Annotated in this window: 17 protein-coding genes; 8 read left to right on the top strand and 9 right to left on the bottom strand. The window is 64.7% G+C overall.

Annotated elements, in window-relative coordinates; genetic code table 11:
- Positions 1 to 12: 12 nt before the first annotated feature.
- The gene (locus tag BLT66_RS11110) at positions 13 to 675 is read right to left on the bottom strand and encodes an HAD family hydrolase (RefSeq protein ID WP_092757729.1); all 663 of its coding nucleotides are present in this window, start codon (positions 673 to 675) and stop codon (positions 13 to 15) included.
- 192 nt (positions 676 to 867) lie between these two features.
- Here BLT66_RS11110 and BLT66_RS11105 point away from each other — a divergent pair, with 192 nt between their 5' ends.
- From BLT66_RS11105 to BLT66_RS11085, 5 genes are all read left to right on the top strand, one after another.
- Complete coding sequence (locus BLT66_RS11105; protein ID WP_092757728.1) at positions 868 to 1,569, top strand: response regulator; 702 nt, start codon at positions 868 to 870, stop codon at positions 1,567 to 1,569.
- A complete protein-coding gene (locus tag BLT66_RS11100) occupies positions 1,566 to 3,038 on the top strand; it encodes a sensor histidine kinase (protein WP_092757727.1) in 1,473 nt (490 codons plus the stop codon). The genes BLT66_RS11105 and BLT66_RS11100 overlap by 4 nt, the downstream gene beginning before the upstream one ends.
- Positions 3,039 to 3,172: 134 nt before the next feature.
- The gene (locus BLT66_RS11095) at positions 3,173 to 3,634 is read left to right on the top strand and encodes a cache domain-containing protein (RefSeq protein ID WP_165830925.1); all 462 of its coding nucleotides are present in this window, start codon (positions 3,173 to 3,175) and stop codon (positions 3,632 to 3,634) included.
- A gap of 97 nt (positions 3,635 to 3,731) precedes the next feature.
- On the top strand, positions 3,732 to 5,312 hold the full coding sequence (locus tag BLT66_RS27415; protein WP_092757726.1) for a methyl-accepting chemotaxis protein: 1,581 nt from the start codon (positions 3,732 to 3,734) through the stop codon (positions 5,310 to 5,312).
- Between the two features lie 251 nt (positions 5,313 to 5,563).
- Complete coding sequence (locus BLT66_RS11085) at positions 5,564 to 8,110, top strand: bifunctional diguanylate cyclase/phosphodiesterase (protein WP_092757725.1); 2,547 nt, start codon at positions 5,564 to 5,566, stop codon at positions 8,108 to 8,110.
- Between the two features lie 70 nt (positions 8,111 to 8,180).
- Here BLT66_RS11085 and BLT66_RS11080 read toward each other — a convergent pair whose 3' ends face one another.
- A complete protein-coding gene (locus BLT66_RS11080) occupies positions 8,181 to 8,930 on the bottom strand; it encodes an SDR family oxidoreductase (protein WP_092757724.1) in 750 nt (249 codons plus the stop codon).
- 134 nt (positions 8,931 to 9,064) lie between these two features.
- On the opposite strand from BLT66_RS11080, the gene BLT66_RS11075 reads away from it, so the two are divergent.
- Entirely contained in the window at positions 9,065 to 9,973 is a 909-nt protein-coding gene (locus tag BLT66_RS11075) for a LysR family transcriptional regulator (RefSeq protein WP_092757723.1), read from the top strand.
- A gap of 37 nt (positions 9,974 to 10,010) precedes the next feature.
- On the opposite strand, the gene BLT66_RS11070 is transcribed toward BLT66_RS11075, so the two are convergent.
- From BLT66_RS11070 to BLT66_RS11055, 4 genes are all read right to left on the bottom strand, one after another.
- Positions 10,011 to 10,280, bottom strand: a complete 270-nt coding sequence (locus tag BLT66_RS11070) for a hypothetical protein (protein ID WP_143029192.1) — start codon at positions 10,278 to 10,280, stop codon at positions 10,011 to 10,013.
- A 187-nt stretch (positions 10,281 to 10,467) separates the two neighbouring features.
- Positions 10,468 to 10,743, bottom strand: a complete 276-nt coding sequence (locus BLT66_RS11065; RefSeq protein ID WP_092757721.1) for a hypothetical protein — start codon at positions 10,741 to 10,743, stop codon at positions 10,468 to 10,470.
- A gap of 106 nt (positions 10,744 to 10,849) precedes the next feature.
- The gene (locus BLT66_RS11060; RefSeq protein ID WP_092757720.1) at positions 10,850 to 11,161 is read right to left on the bottom strand and encodes a Dabb family protein; all 312 of its coding nucleotides are present in this window, start codon (positions 11,159 to 11,161) and stop codon (positions 10,850 to 10,852) included.
- On the bottom strand, positions 11,158 to 12,159 hold the full coding sequence (locus BLT66_RS11055) for a Gfo/Idh/MocA family protein (RefSeq protein WP_092757719.1): 1,002 nt from the start codon (positions 12,157 to 12,159) through the stop codon (positions 11,158 to 11,160). Before BLT66_RS11055 ends, BLT66_RS11060 begins: the two co-directional genes overlap by 4 nt.
- A 105-nt stretch (positions 12,160 to 12,264) precedes the next feature.
- Between BLT66_RS11055 and BLT66_RS11050 the strand changes: the two genes are divergently transcribed.
- Both BLT66_RS11050 and BLT66_RS11045 read left to right on the top strand, forming a co-directional pair.
- Complete coding sequence (locus tag BLT66_RS11050; protein WP_092757718.1) at positions 12,265 to 13,278, top strand: LacI family DNA-binding transcriptional regulator; 1,014 nt, start codon at positions 12,265 to 12,267, stop codon at positions 13,276 to 13,278.
- Positions 13,265 to 14,512, top strand: coding sequence for a YbiU family protein (locus BLT66_RS11045; RefSeq protein ID WP_092757717.1), 1,248 nt, complete (start codon positions 13,265 to 13,267; stop codon positions 14,510 to 14,512). Before BLT66_RS11050 ends, BLT66_RS11045 begins: the two co-directional genes overlap by 14 nt.
- A 71-nt stretch (positions 14,513 to 14,583) precedes the next feature.
- Here the strand turns inward: BLT66_RS11045 and BLT66_RS11040 are convergent, their stop codons facing one another.
- Genes BLT66_RS11040 through BLT66_RS11030 form a run of 3 tightly spaced genes read right to left on the bottom strand, consistent with a single transcriptional unit; the run spans position 14,584 to position 17,423 of the window.
- Positions 14,584 to 15,699 carry an ABC transporter ATP-binding protein gene (locus tag BLT66_RS11040; RefSeq protein WP_092757716.1) on the bottom strand — a complete coding sequence of 372 codons (1,116 nt, stop codon included), beginning with the start codon at positions 15,697 to 15,699 and terminating at the stop codon, positions 14,584 to 14,586.
- Positions 15,700 to 15,703: 4 nt separating this feature from the next.
- Complete coding sequence (locus BLT66_RS11035) at positions 15,704 to 16,564, bottom strand: carbohydrate ABC transporter permease (protein WP_092757715.1); 861 nt, start codon at positions 16,562 to 16,564, stop codon at positions 15,704 to 15,706.
- On the bottom strand, positions 16,557 to 17,423 hold the full coding sequence (locus BLT66_RS11030) for a carbohydrate ABC transporter permease (RefSeq protein WP_092757714.1): 867 nt from the start codon (positions 17,421 to 17,423) through the stop codon (positions 16,557 to 16,559). The genes BLT66_RS11035 and BLT66_RS11030 overlap by 8 nt, the downstream gene beginning before the upstream one ends.
- Positions 17,424 to 17,567: the final 144 nt, after the last annotated feature.

Below are 17,567 nucleotides of genomic sequence, written 5' to 3'. Positions count from 1 at the left end.
TGAAAACTCCGGCTAAACCAACAGCGCGGCCAGCTGCTCCATGTCGGTAAAGGTGGCCGAGGCGCCGGCTTCGCGCAGGGTTTGCGCATCCACATGGCCGGAGCTGGCGGGCGAATAGCCGAACACCGTGGCGCCGGCCGCCACGCCGGCGCGCACGCCGGTTACCGTGTCTTCGACCACCGCGCAGCGCTGCGGATTGGCCTGCAGCGCCGCGGCGGCGGCCAGATACACGTCGGGCCAGGGTTTGGAGCGCGGCATTTCGTGGCCGCTGAAGACCCGGCCGTCGAAGTATTCGATCAGGCCGACCTTGCGCAGCTGCAGCTCGACCTTGATCCGGTCAGCCCCGGAGGCGCAGGCAATGCCGCCCGCGTAGGCAGTATGGATGGCCTGCACCGCCGCGTGGATATTGGGGATGGGCAGCAGCTGGTCTTGCAGCGCCTGGTTGCGCCGGCTGCGGAACTCGGCCATCCAGGCTTCGGTGACGGGCTGGCCGGTGTGCTTCTCGATGGTCGCGACCTCGTCCATGACCGCCTTGCCGACAAAGAAGCGCATGCACTCGTCTACCGACAGTTCCCAGCCGCGCTCGGCCAGCATGTCGCGCAGCACGCCGTTGGTCAACGGCTCCGAATCCACCAGCACGCCATCACAGTCAAACAACACGGCTTCAAATTTCATGCGATCTCGCTTCTCAAGAGGTTGGGAGGGCCAGAACCAGATTTATGCATTAAATCGGGCTCTAGCGCAGATTAAATAAGCGCAGGCAGCTAGCATTTATGTAGTGCCGTAGCGCAGGGACTCGGGACGGTGCACCCGGGCTAAGGGTGACCGAGAGGTCAATAGTAAACCGCGGCTTGCTATGCTCTGCCCATGGCCCATTTACTGATTGTGGAAGACGACGATTTGCTGCGCGACGGCCTGGCGGCCCAATTGGGCCAGGCCGGGCACCAGGTGACCACGGCCGCCAACGGCGCGCTGGCCCAGGAGCTGCTGGAATCCACCCGCTTCGACGGCGTGGTGCTCGACCTGGGCCTGCCGCTGCTCGACGGCATGCAGCTGCTGCGCTGGATTCGGAAACGCCTGCTGGCGCTGCCGGTGCTGATTCTGACGGCGCGCGACGGCGTGGAAGACCGGGTCGAAGGCCTGAACGCCGGCGCCGACGACTACCTGACCAAGCCCTTCAACATGGCCGAGCTGGAAGCCCGGCTCGGCTCCATGCTGCGCAGATCGCGCCTGCCCGCATTCGGCGGCTCGCTGGAGCTGCCGGCCGGTCGGTTGCGCCTGGACGCCACCCAGCCGCTGGCCTGGCTGGGCGACGAGCCGCTGGAGCTGACCCAGCGCGAATGGGCGCTGCTGTCGCTGCTGGTGGCCAACGCCGGCCAGGTGGTCGGCCGCGAAGACGTACTGTCCGCCTGGAAGGCTGACCCCAACGACCCCAGCGACACCACCAATACCGGCTCCAACGCGCTGGAGGTGTATGTGCACCGGCTGCGCCGCAAACTGGCCGACTCAGGCCTGAGCATCCGCAATGTGCGCGGCCTGGGCTACATGCTGGAAACCGCCACGCCATGACGCTGCTGGGGCTACCGCCCGGCCTGCAGAAAGACAAAGCCCCCGGCCTCTCGCTGAAGCGCCAGCTGCTGCTCTGGCTGCTGCTGCCGCAGCTGCTGCTGTGGCTGGTCGGCGGGCTGCTGGCCTACCGCATCGCGCTCAACTATGCAGAGAAAGGCATCGACCAGTCGCTGACCCAGTCGGTGCGTTCGCTGGCGCGCCAGGTCAAGCCCATGGGTTCGGGCCTGCTGGTGGACTTTCCGCGCGCCGCGCAGGACATCATCGAACAAGACCCGACCGACCGCGTCAGCTACATGGTGTCGTCGCCACCCGGCCAGTTCGTGCTGGGCAATAGCAAGCTGCCCGACCCGCTGCTGGACATTCCGGTGACGGCCGGCGAGCCGCTGATCTACGAAGCCCTGCTGGACAAGAAGCCGGTGCGCGTGGCCTTGCTGGAGGTGAACTACGGCGACGCAGACGCACCGCAGCGGCTGCGCGTGCAGGTAGCCAAAAGCCTGGCCGTGCAGCAGCGCATCGCCCGCGAACTGGTGGCCGACATGCTGGTGCCGCTGGTGCTGCTGGGCGCGCTAATCGGCAGCGTGGTCTACATCGGCATCGGCCGCGGCCTGCAGCCGCTGAAGCGGCTCGAAGCCCTGCTCGGCGACCGCACCCAGCGCAGCTTCACGACCTTGTCGCCGATCGAGCTGACCCAGGCGCCGCAAGAGGTGCATTCCCTGGCCGAGGCGGTCAACCAGATGCTGGCCGCGGTGCGCCGCAGCCTGGGCCAGGAAAAGCGCTTCATCAACGACGCGGCCCACCAGCTGCGCACCCCGCTGGCCGGGCTGATCAGCCAGACCGAGCTGGCCCTGACGGAACGCGACCCGCAGGCGCTGCAGGAACGGCTCGCCAAGGTGCACTCTGGCGCGCTGCGCAGCGCCCACCTGGTGCACCAGCTGCTGTCGCTGGCGCGTACCGAGGCCGACATCAACCAGCAGCCGCTGGACATGGCGGCGCTGGCGCGCGAAGTGGCCCGCGAATGGACGCCGCGCGCCATCGCCGCCGGCATCGACCTGGGCTTTGAGGGCGAGGACAGCATGATCACCCAGGGCGAAAAGCTGCTGCTGCGCGAAGCCCTGAGCAACCTGATCGACAACGCCCTGCACTATGCAGGCCGTGGCGCCACCGTCACCCTGCGGGTACAACGCCAGCAAGGCCAGGCCGTGGTCGAGGTAGAGGACAACGGCCCGGGCTTGCCCGATGCAGATGTGTCGCGGGTGTTCGAACGCTTCTGGCGCGCCAGCGAGATACCCGGCGGCTGCGGCCTGGGCCTGTCCATCGTGGCAGAAATTGCGGCACGCCATGGCGGCACAGCGGCGGCGCTGAACATGCAGCCGCACGGCCTGTGCGTGCGCCTGAGCCTGCCGCTGCCAGCATTCCCACTCACCGACGGCACGTTCCGCCATCCACCGCCCGCGCCCTATCCGCAATAACACCCGGTGTTGTGGCATCTACCGCACATCCACACAAAAGGGGAAAATCTGGAGCCGCCGCTGGACCAAATGGGTTGATACTGGCCTAGGAACCTTGACGTGACGCATATTCACAGATAACCACAGGAGATCCCATGAAGCCGTCTATTCTCATTGCATCTTTAGCCTGCGTGCTGGCAGCTCCCTTCATGCAGCTGGCCCACGCCCAGGACAAGGCCACGGCGGCAGAAGCCACGGCCATGGTCAAGAAAGGGGTGGCCTTCATCAAAGCCAATGGCAAGGACAAAGGCGCCGCCGAGATCAGCAACAAGGCCGGCCAGTTCGTTGACCGCGATCTGTACCTGGTGATCTATGCGCTGGACGGCACGGTCCGCGCCCACGGTGCCAACGAGAAAATGGTCGGCAAGAACCTGATCGACCTGAAGGATGTGGACGGCAAAGAGTTCGTCAAAGAACGCATGGAACTGGCCAAGAGCAAGGGCACGTTCTGGCAGGACTACAAGTTCACCGACCCCACGACCAAGAAGATCGCCCCCAAAAGCATGTACTGCGAAAAGCTCGACGATGCAGTGGTGTGCGGTGGCATCTACAAATAAGAGCCCAACAGCCAAGAGCCACGCCGGGCTCTGAGGTAGCAGTTGCTTTGGCCAGACCCACCACCCGCCGCTGCGCGGTCACGCTGAGGAAGCTCCTATGAAACTAGGTCTGAAACTACTGGCCGCGCCTTTGTTAACCGCCGTGGTGGTGCTGTTTGCCGGGCACATCAATTCGCAGCTGATGAGCCAGGAGACCAGCAAGGGGCTCGCCAGCTCGGCGTCCAGCCTGGAGGACTTCAAGACCATCGCCCAGGTGCAACTGCAGCTGGGGCACGTGCATTCCAGCGTCTACAAGACCATGACGCTGATCGGCTCCATGGACGACGCCAAGACCAAGGCGTTCCGTACCGATCTGGCGGCCCAGCTCGATGGCATCAAGCGGGTGGCGGCCGCGCTCGCCGGCACCGAAAGCGGCAACCCGGAATTGCAGGCCGCCGTCGCCGACCTGGGCAAGCAGATCGCCAGTTACGGCAAGCAGACGGACGCCGCCATCGACCTCGCATCGATGGACCCGAATACGGGTATTGCGGCCATGCAAAACGCCGACGCCACCTTCTCCAGCCTCAACAAAACCCTGTCCGGCATCGTGGAGCGCAGCGAAGCCCGGTCGCACACCGCCATAGTGGCGTCACAGCAGCGCTCACAGCGCACCAACCTCTGGCTTGGTGCGCTGAGCCTGCTGGTTGCGGGCATCGCGGTCGGCCTGTCCTGGCTGGTGCAGCGCAAGCTGGTGAAAGAACTGGCCCGCGCCGTGGAAGTGGCGCATGGCGTGGCCGGAGGCGACCTGCGGGTCGACGCATCCAGTACGCGCACCGATGAAGTGGGCGACCTGATGCGCGCGCTGGGCTCCATGGCAGCGCAGCTGAACCAGTCGATCTCCACGGTATTCGACTCTTCCGAATCGATTCGCCTGGCCAGCGCCGAGATCGCCACCGGCAACAAGGACCTGGCACTGCGCACCGAACAAACCGCCACCAACCTGCAGCACGCAGCCTCGTCGACCGAGCAGCTGACCAGCACCGTCCGCCAATCGGCCGACTCGGCGCAGCAGGCCAACCAGCTCGCCGCATCGGCCACCGCGGTGGCGGTGCGCGGCGGCGCGGCAGTGGCGCATGTGGTGAGCACCATGGAGGAGATCAACGTCAGCGCCCGCAAGATCTCCGACATCATTGGCATCATCGATGGCATTGCGTTCCAGACCAATATCCTGGCGCTGAATGCCGCGGTAGAGGCGGCCCGTGCCGGCGAGCAAGGCCGCGGGTTTGCCGTGGTGGCGAACGAGGTGCGCAGCCTGGCCGGGCGCTCTGCGGGTGCCGCCAAAGAAATCAAGAGCCTGATCGACATCTCGGTCACCAAGGTCAACCAGGGCACGCAACTGGTCGCCGATGCGGGCAAAACCATGACCGAAATCGTCAGTTCGGTGCGCCGCGTGTCGGACATGATCGGTGAAATTTCCACCGCCTCCTCTGCCCAGAGCGATGGCATCTCGCAGGTCAACACCGCCGTCACCGACCTGGACCAGATGACGCAGCAAAACGCCGCGCTGGTCGAGCAGTCTGCAGCCGCGGCCGAAAGCCTGGGCGAGCAGGCGAACCGTTTGGCCCAACTGGTGTCCACGTTCCGGCTCAGCGGCATGCCGCAGGCGGGCCATCGCCCCACCCTGCTGTCCGCCACCTGAAAAGCCCAGCCGCGCTGAATGCGCGACCCCAGGGTTTATGCGTAGTCGGAGCCGGCCGCTGGCCGAACCAGCCTTGGCATAACCGACCTGAGGCGGCTTTTCGGCGCAATTTCTGGCTGCCGTACCGGTCTGCGTGTGGGATACTGGATTTCGACCGTTGTATCGGCGAGGACGGAACGGTGAACGCTGTCATGTGACCGCATCCCCACTGCCAACCTATCGTCGCAAGCCCCGCTCTTGCAGAATTGCACATGCGTAATTTTCGGCCATCCCTCAGAGTCGCGATCACCGTGCCGTTTGCGCTGATCCTGGTGGTGACCGTGGCCTTGCAGGCACTGACGCAGCAAGCCAACACCGCCCGCCTGATAGACACCACCAGCACCCGCATACTGGATGCACTGATGGTGGCCTCCAGCAACCGGCTGGCCAATTTTCTAGACGAGCCGTTTCGCATCCAGGCCGATATTGCCGACGCGATCAGCCGCCATGGGCTCTACACCCCGCATGACCTGGGCCCCATCTACCGCCATCTGCGCGGCGTCTACCAAGACCGCTACCTGGACCACACGCAAATGAGCGTGCTGGATTTCGGCAGCGAGGCAGGAGAACTCGCCGGCATGCGCCGGGAAGGTGCCGGAGCCCATTTCGCGCTGATGCTCAAAGACGCCTCGACCCAGGGCCAGCTGCGCATTTACAAGGGCGACCACCCCGGTAGCGAAGTCGTCGCCTCTTACGACACATACGATCCGCGCGTGCGCCCCTGGTATGCGCCGTTTGCCCAGTCCGGCAAGGCCGGCTGGTCGGACATCTACGCCAACTACGACGAGCGGGCCGAGATCACCATCTCGGCGGCCAGCCCGGTCAAGGTCGGGAACAAGCTGATCGGTGTCATGGAGGCCGATATCAAGCTCGACGGCCTGAACCATTTTCTGCGCGAGGAGCCTCTGCGCGGTACTGGCATCATCGCCATCACCGATCTCGAAGGGCGCCTGGTGGCGCATTCGGAGCCCGGCTCGGTGCTGGCCGACGGCCACAACGGCACCTCCCGCGGCGAACGCCTGCGCCTCCAGGAAGCGGCCAACCCGGTGCTGCGCGCCGCTGCACCGGCCGTCGCAGAAGCCGCCCCGGCAAGCACCTCGGGCTTTCAGCTGGACGTCAACGGCCAGTTGTACATCGGCCGGGTCGCCCCCTACTCGGACATACGCGGACTGCATTGGCGCATCGTGACCCTGGTGCCCGAATCCGATCTGCTGGGCGATATACGCGCCTCCAGCCGGCGCAGCCTGGTGTGGATCGCCGGCTTTGCGGGCCTGGGCTGCCTGCTCGGCCTGTGGGCCATTGGATGGGTTACCCGCCCCATCCAGCGCACCGCCCAGGCCGCCAACCAGCTGGCGCTGGGCCAATGGGACACCAAGATCACTCCGGTCAACGCCGTGCAGGAAACCGCCACCCTGGTGCAGGCTTTCAATGCCATGGCGCAACGCCTGCAGCATTCTTTCAACGATATGCGCAAGCAGCTGCGCTACGACCACCTGACCCAGTTGCTCACGCGCCAGGGCCTGCTGGAAGAAGTCGACTGGGACGACGCCCGCCCCGCGGTCTTGTGCCTGGTCGGGCTGGACGGCTTTCGCGCCATCAACGACAACGTGGGGCACGGCACCGGCAACCGCTTGCTGCAAGCCATCGCCGAGCGCATGCGCGCCCGGTTCCCCGATCCGGTGCTGCTCGCACGGGTGGGCGGCGACGAATTTGCCGTGCTGCATCTGGGCCCGGCGCATTCCGCGGGCGAGCTGGGTTCGGACATCGGCCGTTTGTTCTCGCACCCGTTCGCCTCGGGCGGTGACGAGGTGATCGTGACCGCCTCGGTCGGCATGGTCCAGGGGCAGCTGTTTGCCCATGCCTTGCCGGAATGGCTGCGCAATGCCAGCGTGGCCCTGGGCGAAGTCAAGCGCCGGGGCCGGGGTGCCTGCATGCTGTTCGAGCCCGGCATGATGGAGCAATCGCTGGAACAGGCGCGGCTGGCCAATGAGCTGCGCCAGGCGCTGGAGCGCAGCCAGTTTTTGCTGCATTACCAGCCCGTAGTGCAGATGGCCACCGGCCAGGTCAGCGGCGTGGAAGCCCTGGTGCGCTGGCAGAGCCCGGCGCGCGGCCTGGTGCTGCCCGGCCTGTTCATTCCGATCGCCGAAACCTCCGACCTGATCCTGGCGCTGGGCGACTGGGTTTTGCGCACGGCCACCCGCGACATCGCACAGCGTCTGGCGCAGCTGCCGGCCAACTTCGAGCTGCACGTGAACGTGTCGGCGCGCCAGTTGATCCAGTCCGACTTCAGCGCCACACTGCAGCAGGCCTTGCACGACAGCGGCCTGCCGCCGCAGCACCTGACGCTGGAGCTGACCGAGTCGGTGCTGATCGAGCAAGACGGCCAGACCGAAGAGCGGCTGCGCGAGATCCGCGCCCAGGGCGTGAAGATCGCCATCGACGACTTCGGCACCGGCTACTCCTCGCTGGCCTACCTGGGCCTGCTGCCATTCGACTGCCTGAAGATCGACCGGAGCTTTGTGCGCAACCTCTGCAGCTCGCCGCAGGACGCGTCCATCGTGTCCGCCGTGCTGCACATGGCCGAGGGCTTTGATGTCGCCGTGGTGGCCGAAGGGGTGGAAACCGCGGCCCAGGCGCAGCGCCTGCGGCAGATGGGCTGCAGCCACGCGCAAGGCTATTGGTTTGGCCGTCCGGTGCCGCTGGAGCAAGTCGACTGGAGCGCCCGCGCCCTGCCCGGCGGCAGTGCTGAAAATTTATAAAAAATCGGCCTCCAGCGCATATTCCATCTGCGCAAGAAGCTATTAAATAGATAGCTGCTTGCGCGTAGCCTCACATCTGGCTCATGCCGCCATCGATGATGATCTCGGTGCCGACGATGAAGCCCGACTCCTTGGACACCAGGTGCAGCACAGTGGCGGCGATTTCTTCCGGGGTGCCGAAGCGGCCCAGTGGCACCTGCGTCTGGATGCTGGCGGCCATGGCCTGCAGCTGGTCGGGCGCCAGGCCCAGCTTGCCGTACAGCGGCGTGGTCACCGGGCCGGGGCTGACCACATTCACGCGCACACCCTGGGGCAGCAGCTCGGCCGACAAGGTCTTGGCCAGCGAAATCAGTGCGGCCTTGCTGGCGGCGTAGACGCTGGAATTCGGCATGCCGATGTGGGCATTGATCGAGCCATTCAGCACGATGGAGCCGCCACGGGTCATCAGTGCCGCCAGGCGCTGGATCAGGAAGTACGGGCCTTTGACATTGGTGTCGAAGCTGCTGTCCCACAGCGCTTCGTCGATCTGCGCCAGCGGGCCGAACTTGGCGACGCCAGCGTTGATGAAGACGCCGTCGATGACGCCCATCTGCGCCTGTAGCTCGGCTACCAGCGCGGCCTGGGCCGACACATCGCCGGCTTCGCTGACCAGGGCCAGAGCGTTGGGGCCAAGCTCGGCCTTGACCCGGGCCAGGCTGTCGGCGTCGCGGCCGGTGATGGCGACTCGGGCGCCTTCGCGGGCAAAGGCGATGGCGGCGGCTGCGCCGATGCCACTGCTGCCACCGGTGACCAGAATGTTTTTACCTTCAAAGCGGTTCATGATGTTTCCTTCGGTTGTTTCGTTGATGTCTTACTTGGTTTGTCAGTCCTTGCGGGGCTGATGGAGCAAGTATCCGGCGATCAACCGGTCTATAAGCGCCATAATCTCGATGAACTCATGCGGAATCATCGAACATGTTGAGCCTGGAAGATCTGCAACTGTTGGAAGCGGTGCGCGCCACCGGCAGCCTGTCGCGCGCGGCCGAGCGTCTGGGCAAGGCCGCTTCCACCGTCTCGTATGCCGCACGCCAGTTGGAAGATCGTCTCGATGCGCTGCTGTTTGACCGTGCCGGCTACCGCATTGCGCTGACGCCGGCCGGCCTGCTGCTGGTCGAGCAGGGCGCGCAGCTGCACGCCCAGGCGCGGCGCCTGACCGAGCGGGTGAAGCAGGTGGCGCGCGGCTGGGAGTCCGAGCTGCGCATCGCCACCGACGAGCTGGCGAACATCGAGGCGCTGCTACCGCTGGTGGCCGACTTCGATGCGCTGAACAGCGGCGTGCGCCTGCGCTTTGCCCACGAGGTACTGGGTGGCACCTGGGAGGCGCTGCTGGACCAGCGCGCCGACCTGGTGGTGGCCGCCACCAACGAGCCGCCGGCGATGGCGCATCTGCAGTGGTTTGAATTGACGCAGCTGGAATGGGTGTTTGCCGTATCGCCGCGGCATCCGCTGGCCCAGGCAGCCCAGCCTTTGCCGATGGAGGCCATCACCGCCCACCGCGCCGTGGTGGTGGCCGATACCTCGCGCCTGGCGATGGCCCGCAGCTACGGCGTACAGACACACCAGGAGCGCCTCGCCATGCCCAGCATGCGCGCCAAGATCGCCGCCCAGGTGGCCGGCCTGGGAGTGGGCTGGCTACCGCTGGAGAAAGTGCGCCAGCACCTGGCCCAGGGCACGCTGGTGGCGCTGGCCACGCAGGACCCGCGCGAGCCGAACCTGCTGTTTGTGGGCTGGCATTCGCACCGCGCCGGGCCGGCGCTGCAGTGGTGGGTCGACAAGCTGCGCGACCCGCGCCTGGTGGCGCCGCTGCTGCACCAGAACTATTGAGCCTTCCAGCGCTTATAAATATTACGCCAGCAGCTATCTATTTGATAGCCTTCAACGCCTGCTGCATGCCCGGCACGTAGTCGGTAGTCACCCACTGCGCAATCACTTCAGGCGTCATGCTGTCGGGGTGGCCCGCTTCTTCGCTCACACGGGCCACTTCTTCGGCTCCGGTCAGCGTTGCTACAAACATTTGCAGCACCCCCTGCAAGCCGCCATGCGCCATGGCGGCGTCGCCCAAAGTCTTGAGCGCCTCCCAGGCTTGAATTTCGGAGGCAGCGCTGTTGGAGAGATAAGGCGTAGGGGACATGGTTGGAATGTGTGGAACGGCGATGGAATGAAGTCTACTGCCGCACCGTCATGCAGAGCTGACCTCCGTCGCGCCCGCCTTGCGGCGTTTGGCTCCTCATGGGACAAAATAGACCTCTAGCCCATATTAAATATGCGCAAGCAGCTTCTTTTTTCATAGCAAAACCAACCATGCGCCAAGCTTGGGCTCAGTTGTCTTTCTTGGTGATGACCCTGTCGTTTCGGCGCGGCATACCGGCGCGTCCGGCCTTGGACCAGTCGTAGGCTTGGCCGTCGGGCGTCTTACCGCCTACAACGGAGTCCACGCCCTGCTTGCCCACATGCTGAAGGTTTTCGCTGACCATGGTGACAAAGCTGTAGCCCGCGTCGCGTTTGTCTTTGGTGATCTGCAAGGCTTGCGCAAGCTCTGCAGTCTCTTGCCCGTGGGCCTGGTTGTTTTCGTCGGTCCAGTAAATTTTGAACATATGGGTCGCACTCCTGCTCGCATTGTGACGGCGCTGCAGTGCTGTGTGGAGAAGCTGCGCGCCCCGCGGCTAGTGCAGCTGGTGCCGCACCTGAACTACGGATGCACTACGGAAGATCCAGGTCAAACACCAGCAAACCCTGCAGGCCACCGAGTGCCGCCTGCACCAGCTTGGCGCCGGTGGCCTGGTGGGCAGGATGGGCCTGGTAGGCAGCCAGCGCCGGCCGGTCGTCGAACACCGCGATGAAGCCTTCGGCAAAGCCATGGTCCAGGTCTTCATAGCGGGCATTGGCACCGGCGCGCACTTCGCGCAGGCCCGGCACCACGCCGACCAGCGCCTGCAGCTCGGCCCATAGCGCCTGCTTGGTGACCGCGCTGATCTCCGGCCGGAAGCGGACGAAAACGCAGTGGTGGATCATGCTGCGGCTCCCGGGTATGGCACGGTCACGCTGCGGCCGGTCTGCGCGCTTTCCAGCACCGCCAGTGCCACGGCCAGCGAACGCAGGCCGGCCTGGCCGTCGGCCATGTCATGCGGCTGGCCCTGGATGGCCAGGTGGAAGTTCTGCACGCCGCGGCTGTACAGGTCGACCTGGTCCAGCGGCAGCTCGTGCGTACCCTGGCCGTCCTTGAAGTTCAGCCGCCCATCCGGCCCCTGGTGCAAGATGCCCACGCCCTGCAGCGAACCCTGGGTGCCATGCACTTCCAGCCCGACCTCGGCATACGGCGTGTTGAAGCCCTGGTGGGTGAAGGCCGTCAGCCCGCTAGGGAAGCGCCAGACCGACATGGCGTTGTCTTCCATGCCTTCGGCCATGCCGCTGTTGCTGGTCATGGCCACCACCTCGGTCGGGTACTCTCCGAGCAAAAAGGCCAGCGAGTCGGCGTTGTGCACCGCGATGTCCAGCACCACGCCGCCACCCGCGCCCTTGTCCTTCAAACGCCAGCCCTGCAGATGCGCCGGCAGGTAGACCGAGTGGTTCACCCGCGCCGACACCAGCCGGCCCAGCCCGCCCTGCTGGATCTTGTCGCGCATCTGCCGGTGCGCGCTGTTGTGGCGCAGATGGTGGTTGGTGCCCATCACCACGCCGGCTTGGGCGCAGGCCTGCACCATGCGCTGCGCCGCAACTAGCGAGGTCGCCAACGGCTTCTCGCACAGCACATGCAGGCCCAAGCGGGCGGCGTGCAGCACCGAGGCCTCGTGTTTTTCATTCGTGCTGGAGATGTAGACCGCGTCCACACCCAGGCCGGCGATCGCGGCTTCGTCGTCTGTGGCGTGGGCGATGCCGTGGCTGTTGGCAAACGCCCGGGCCCGCGCCAGGTCGCCAGAGACCACCACCACCACCTCGTCGCCGGCGGAACGCACGGCGGCCACCATCCACTCGCCAGCAATCGTGCTGGCTCCAATGAAAGCCCAACGCATACGGTCTCCTTTATTTTTAAAATCAAAATGATAACGTTTACATTTCGTTAAGTCAAAGCTTGACAAGCCATGTACACGTTTACATAATTTGCACCAGGAGACAAGATGCAACCCAGAAAAGCCAGTATCACCACCTTGGCCAAGGCCACCGGCTTGTCGTCGGCCACGGTGTCGCGCGCGCTGGCGGGCCTGCCCAGCGTGCTGCCCGAAACCCGCGACAAGGTGCTGCAGGCCGCCCGCGATCTGCACTATGTGCGCGACCGCGCGGCCGTGCGGCTGAAAACCGGCAAGACCCATACGCTGGCCTTCATCCAGGACCGGCAGGACGCGACCCAACTCGGCTTCAAGGACTTTCTGCTCGGCCTGGGCGATGCGCTGCAAGACACCGACTACCACCTGATCGTGTTGCCGCAGCTGGCCGGCCACGATGCGCTGGACAGCGTGCAGTACGTGATGGAGCGCGGCCTGGCCGATGGCCTGGTGCTGTCGTATACCTCGCCGCAAGATGCGCGCGTGCGCTGGCTGCAGCGCATGGACTTTCCCTTCATCACCTATGGCCGCACCCAGCTGCCCGCCCACGACAGCGTGGACTTTGCCAACGAGCGCTTTGCCGACATGGCGGTAGAAACCTTGGTGGCGCAGGGGCGCAAGCGCCTGGGCATTCTGCTGCCGGCAGGGGCCGCCAGCTTTCAGCAGCATCTGGCCGATGGTTTCGCGCAGGCCTGCCTGCGCCTGGGCGTAGCAGGCGTTTGCATACAGGCAGTCAGCCTGGACGACCCGCCGGATGCCATCTACCAATGGACGCGTGCCCATGCCAGCGCCTTTGACGGCCTGGTGCTGACGCGCGAAGCCCCCATCCTGCCACTGCTCAGTGCCCTGGCTGACAGCGGCCTGCAGGTGGGCCCCGGTGCCAGCAAGCAGATGGAGCTGGTCCTGCGCTATAGCAGCCCGCTGCCGCAGTACATACGCCAGCCGTTCTGGGCCTGTTTTGAAGACATGCACCGCGCCGGCCACGCGCTGGGCAGCCGCATGCTGGCGCGCTTTGCCCAGCCCGATCTGGCGCCCAGCCAGCAACTTTTCACCCCGCCCACTCTGGAGCTATTCCATGCAACAAGCTGACCCGAACCTGAATTTCCAAAGCCAGATCATCGCCGCCAAGCGCCAGCTGCGCGCCCAGATACCAGACCTGAAAGAACGCTTCGAAGCCCTGACGCGCAACATCGAAGCCCAGGTGGAAACCATAGAACGCGAACGCGCCCAGGGCCTGCAGCCGGTGCCCGATGTGCAGTTCAGCCAGCTCGACACGCTGGACGCGGCGCAGATCGCCCGTATCAAGCAGCGCGGCTGCGTGGTGATCCGCGGCGTGTTCGATCCGGCACGCGTGGCGCAATGGAACACCGACCTGGCCAGCTACATCAGCGACAACCATTACCTGGACAAGCAGGTCAGCAAGCGCGGCATCGACAAGTACTTCAGCGCGCTGGCCAGCTCCAAGCCGCAAATCTACGGCATCTACTGGTCCAAGCCGCAGATGGATGCGCGCCAGTCGGTCGAGCTGGCCCAGACGCGCCGCTGGCTGAACCGCCTGTGGGACAGCCAGCATGACGGCAAGCCGGTGTTCAACCCGGACCAGGAATGCACCTACTCCGACCGCGTGCGCCAGCGCGAACCGGGCGATGCTTCGCTAGGCCTGTCGCCGCACATGGACGGCGGTTCCATCGAGCGCTGGATCGACCCCGGCTACCAGAACGTCTTCCGCCATGTGTTCGGTGGCGACATCAGCCAGTACGACCCGTTCGCCGCTGCCTACCGCACCGAGACACATGAAATCCCCTCGCCCGCCGTGTGCAGCATGTTCCGCACCTTCCAGGGCTGGACCGCGCTCACGCCGCAAGGCCCGGGCGACGGCACGCTAAACCTGGTACCGGTCGCCAACGCGATGGCCTGGATGCTGCTGCGCGCGCTGCAGGACGACATCGCCGAAGACCAGCTCTGCGGCGCCCGTGCCGGCCGCGCGCTGGTCGCCTCGCCCGAGCACCACGCGCTGCTACTGCGCGCCTACGGCCCCATCCCCAAGGTCAACGCCGGCGACACCGTCTGGTGGCACCCCGACACCATCCACGGCGTGGAAGACAAGCACCAGGGTAGCGGATACAGCAATGTGATCTACATCGGCGCCGCCCCCGATTGCGCCAAGAACCAGGCGTTTCTGGCGAAACAGCGGCCCGCGTTCGAGGCCGGCAAATCATCGCCCGACTTTGCGGCTGAGGACTACGAGGTGGATTTCGAGGGCCGCTTCACGCCGGCCGACCTGACACCGCTGGGCCGCAGCCAGATGGGGTACGGCAATTGAATTGCTACTGAATTAATAGCTGCTAGCGCAGGTAATACCTGCGCTAGCAGCCTATTTCTTTCAAAAACGCTTCACGCGATCAGCTGCTCGGTCTGCACATCGAAGCAGACCAGCTTGCTCAGATCGACCAGGAACTGCGTCTCCTGGCCCGGCGTCAGCGGCGCGTCGGGCTCGACCCGGGCGGTGAACTCATGGCCGCCGACATTCAGTACTACCAGGGTGTCGGCGCCGGTGGGCTCGATCACTTCGACACGGGCTGACACCAGGCGCTGCATCGCGGTCGGCGTCGCACCGTCGCGCACCAGGTCGATCGCCTCGGCACGGATGCCGGCAATCACTTCCTTGCCGCGGTAGGCATTCAGTCCGGCCGGCACCGAGGGCAGCGCGATGCGCACCGCCGGTCGATCGCCCTGCTGTATCTCCAGCGCCAGGCCGGCACCTTCCTCGATGACGCGGGCCTTGGCCAGGTTCATCCGCGGCGAACCCATGAAGCTGGCGACAAAGGTATTCGCCGGCCGGTTGTAAACCTCGTGCGGCGTGCCCAGCTGCTGCACCACGCCGCCCTTCATCACGGCGATGCGGGTGGCCAGGGTCATGGCCTCGATCTGATCGTGCGTCACGTAGACGATGGTGGCTTTCAGCCGCTGGTGCAGCTTCTTGATTTCGGTACGCATATCCAGCCGCAGCTGCGCGTCGAGGTTGGACAGCGGCTCGTCGAACAGGTACAGCTTGGGCTCGCGCGCCAAGGCCCGGCCGATGGCCACGCGCTGGCGCTGGCCGCCAGACAGCTGGCGCGGCTTGCGCTGCAACAGGTGCTCGATCTGCAGTAGTTTGGCGACGCTGGCCACGCGCTCGGCGCGCACGTTCTTCGCCACCTTGCGCATCTCCAGCGGGAACTCGATGTTCTTGGCCACCGTCATGTTCGGGTACAGCGCGTAGGACTGAAACACCATCGAGATATTCCGCTCGGCCGGCGCCACCTGGGTAATGTCCTGGCCATCCAGGCGCAGGCTGCCGGCCGTGGGGTCTTCCAGCCCGGCGATGACATTCATCAGCGTGCTCTTGCCGCAGCCGCTGGGGCCGACCAGCACCAGGAATTCGCCATCGGCCAGCGAGATGGTGATGTCGTGCAGTATCTGAACGCTATCGAAACTCTTTTTGATGTGAACGAGGTCTAACGAAGCCATGTGATCAACCTTTGACAGACCCGGCCATCAGGCCGCGGACGAAATATTTACCCGACACCAGGTAGACGATGAGCGTGGGAATCGCGGCGATGAAGGCGCCGGCGAAATGCACGTTGTATTCCTTGACTCCGGTGGAGCTGCTGACCAGATTGTTCAAGGCTACGGTGAGCGGGAACGAGGTGTAGTCGCTGAACGAAGCGCCGAACAGGAACTCATTCCAGATGTTGGTGAACTGCCAGATCACCGTGACCACAATGATGGGCGCGCTGTTGGGCAGCAGGATGCGCCACAGCACGCCAAAGAAGTTGGCGCCGTCCATCCGCGCCGAGCGGATCAGCTCGGCCGGAAAGGCCGCGTAGTAGTTGCGGAAGAACAGCGTGGTGAAGCCGATGCCGTAGACCACGTTGACGAAAATCAGTCCCTTCACCGTGCCCGCCAGGCCCAGGAAGCCCAAGGTCTTGGCCATCGGTATCAGCACGATCTGGAACGGAATGAACACCGAGAACAGCATCGCCGCAAACAGCGCGTGGGCGAAGCGCATCTTGAACTGGGTCAGGATGTAGCCGTTCAGCGCGCCGATCAGCGTGGAGATCACCACCGCCGGAATCACCAGCAGAAACGAGTTGATGAAATACGGCTTCAGGCCCGTGGCCTGCACGCCGATCTGCGCCGTGCTCCAGGCACTGCGCCAGGGCGCCAGCGTCCAGTCCAGCGGCAGCGACATCAGATTGCCGTTGCGGATTTCGTCCAGTGGTTTGAGCGAATTCACCACCATCACGTACACCGGCAGGATGAACAGCAGCGCCGTACCGACCAGCACCCCATACAGCGCAATGCGCAGAAAGCGCGACAAGGTCTTATCCATTTTTGACCTTCCGCATTTCGCCGTACAGATACGGCAGCACCACCACGCCGATGGCCACCAGCATCAGCACCGAGCTGGCGGCGCCGACGGCCATTTCGTTGCGGGTAAAGGTGTACTGGTACATGAACACCGAGGGCAGCCAGGTGGAGCGGCCCGGCCCGCCATTGGTCAGCGCGATCACCAGGTCGTAGGACTTGATGGCCATGTGCGCCAGGATCACAAAGGCCGAGATGAACACCGGCCCGAGCTGCGGAATGATGATGCGCTGGTAGATCTGCCAACTCTTGGCGCCGTCCAGCCGGGCGGCGTTGATCTGCTCGGAATCAACCCCGCGCAAGCCTGCCAGAAACATCGCCATGACAAAGCCCGTGGTCTGCCAGACGGCGGCAATCACCACGCAGTAGATGGCCATTTCCGAATCCTTGATCCAGCCGAAGGTGAAGTTGCTCCAGCCCAGGGTTTGCATGGTGTGCTCCAGGCCCACGCCGGGATCGAGCAGCCATTTCCAGGCGGTGCCGGTGACGATGAAGGACAGCGCCATCGGGTACAAAAACACCGAACGCAAGCCGCTTTCTGCACGCACTTTCTGGTCGATCAGAATCGCCAAGGTCAGACCGAGCGCCATCGCAATCACGATGTACAACGAGGCGAACACCCACAGATTCGACAGCGCCACCGACCAGTTCTCCAGGCCCATCAGCCGGTGGTAATTGGCCGTGCCCACCCACTCGTACTGCGGCATCAGGGTCGAGGCGGTGAACGACAAATAAATGGTGAACATGATGTAGCCGTAGACGCACACCAGCACCAACAAGGCGCTCGGGGTGATCAGCAGCTTGGGTAGAAAACCAGCTTTCATGCGGAACCTCAAAGGGAAACGAACAGGGCCGACGCTACAAGGTCGGCCCAGATACAAACAGGGCGAAAACCCGCCCTGCGAGCAGGTTGAGCCTCTTGCCAACTAGTCAACCCTTGGCTCAGACGCGAGCTCCCCCTCCAGGGA

Source organism: Rhodoferax sp. OV413 (genome assembly GCF_900104385.1).
Lineage (GTDB): Bacteria > Pseudomonadota > Gammaproteobacteria > Burkholderiales > Burkholderiaceae_C > Rhodoferax_B.
Note: the sequence above shows the minus strand (reverse complement) of the source record. Positions and strands in the feature narration are given on the sequence as shown.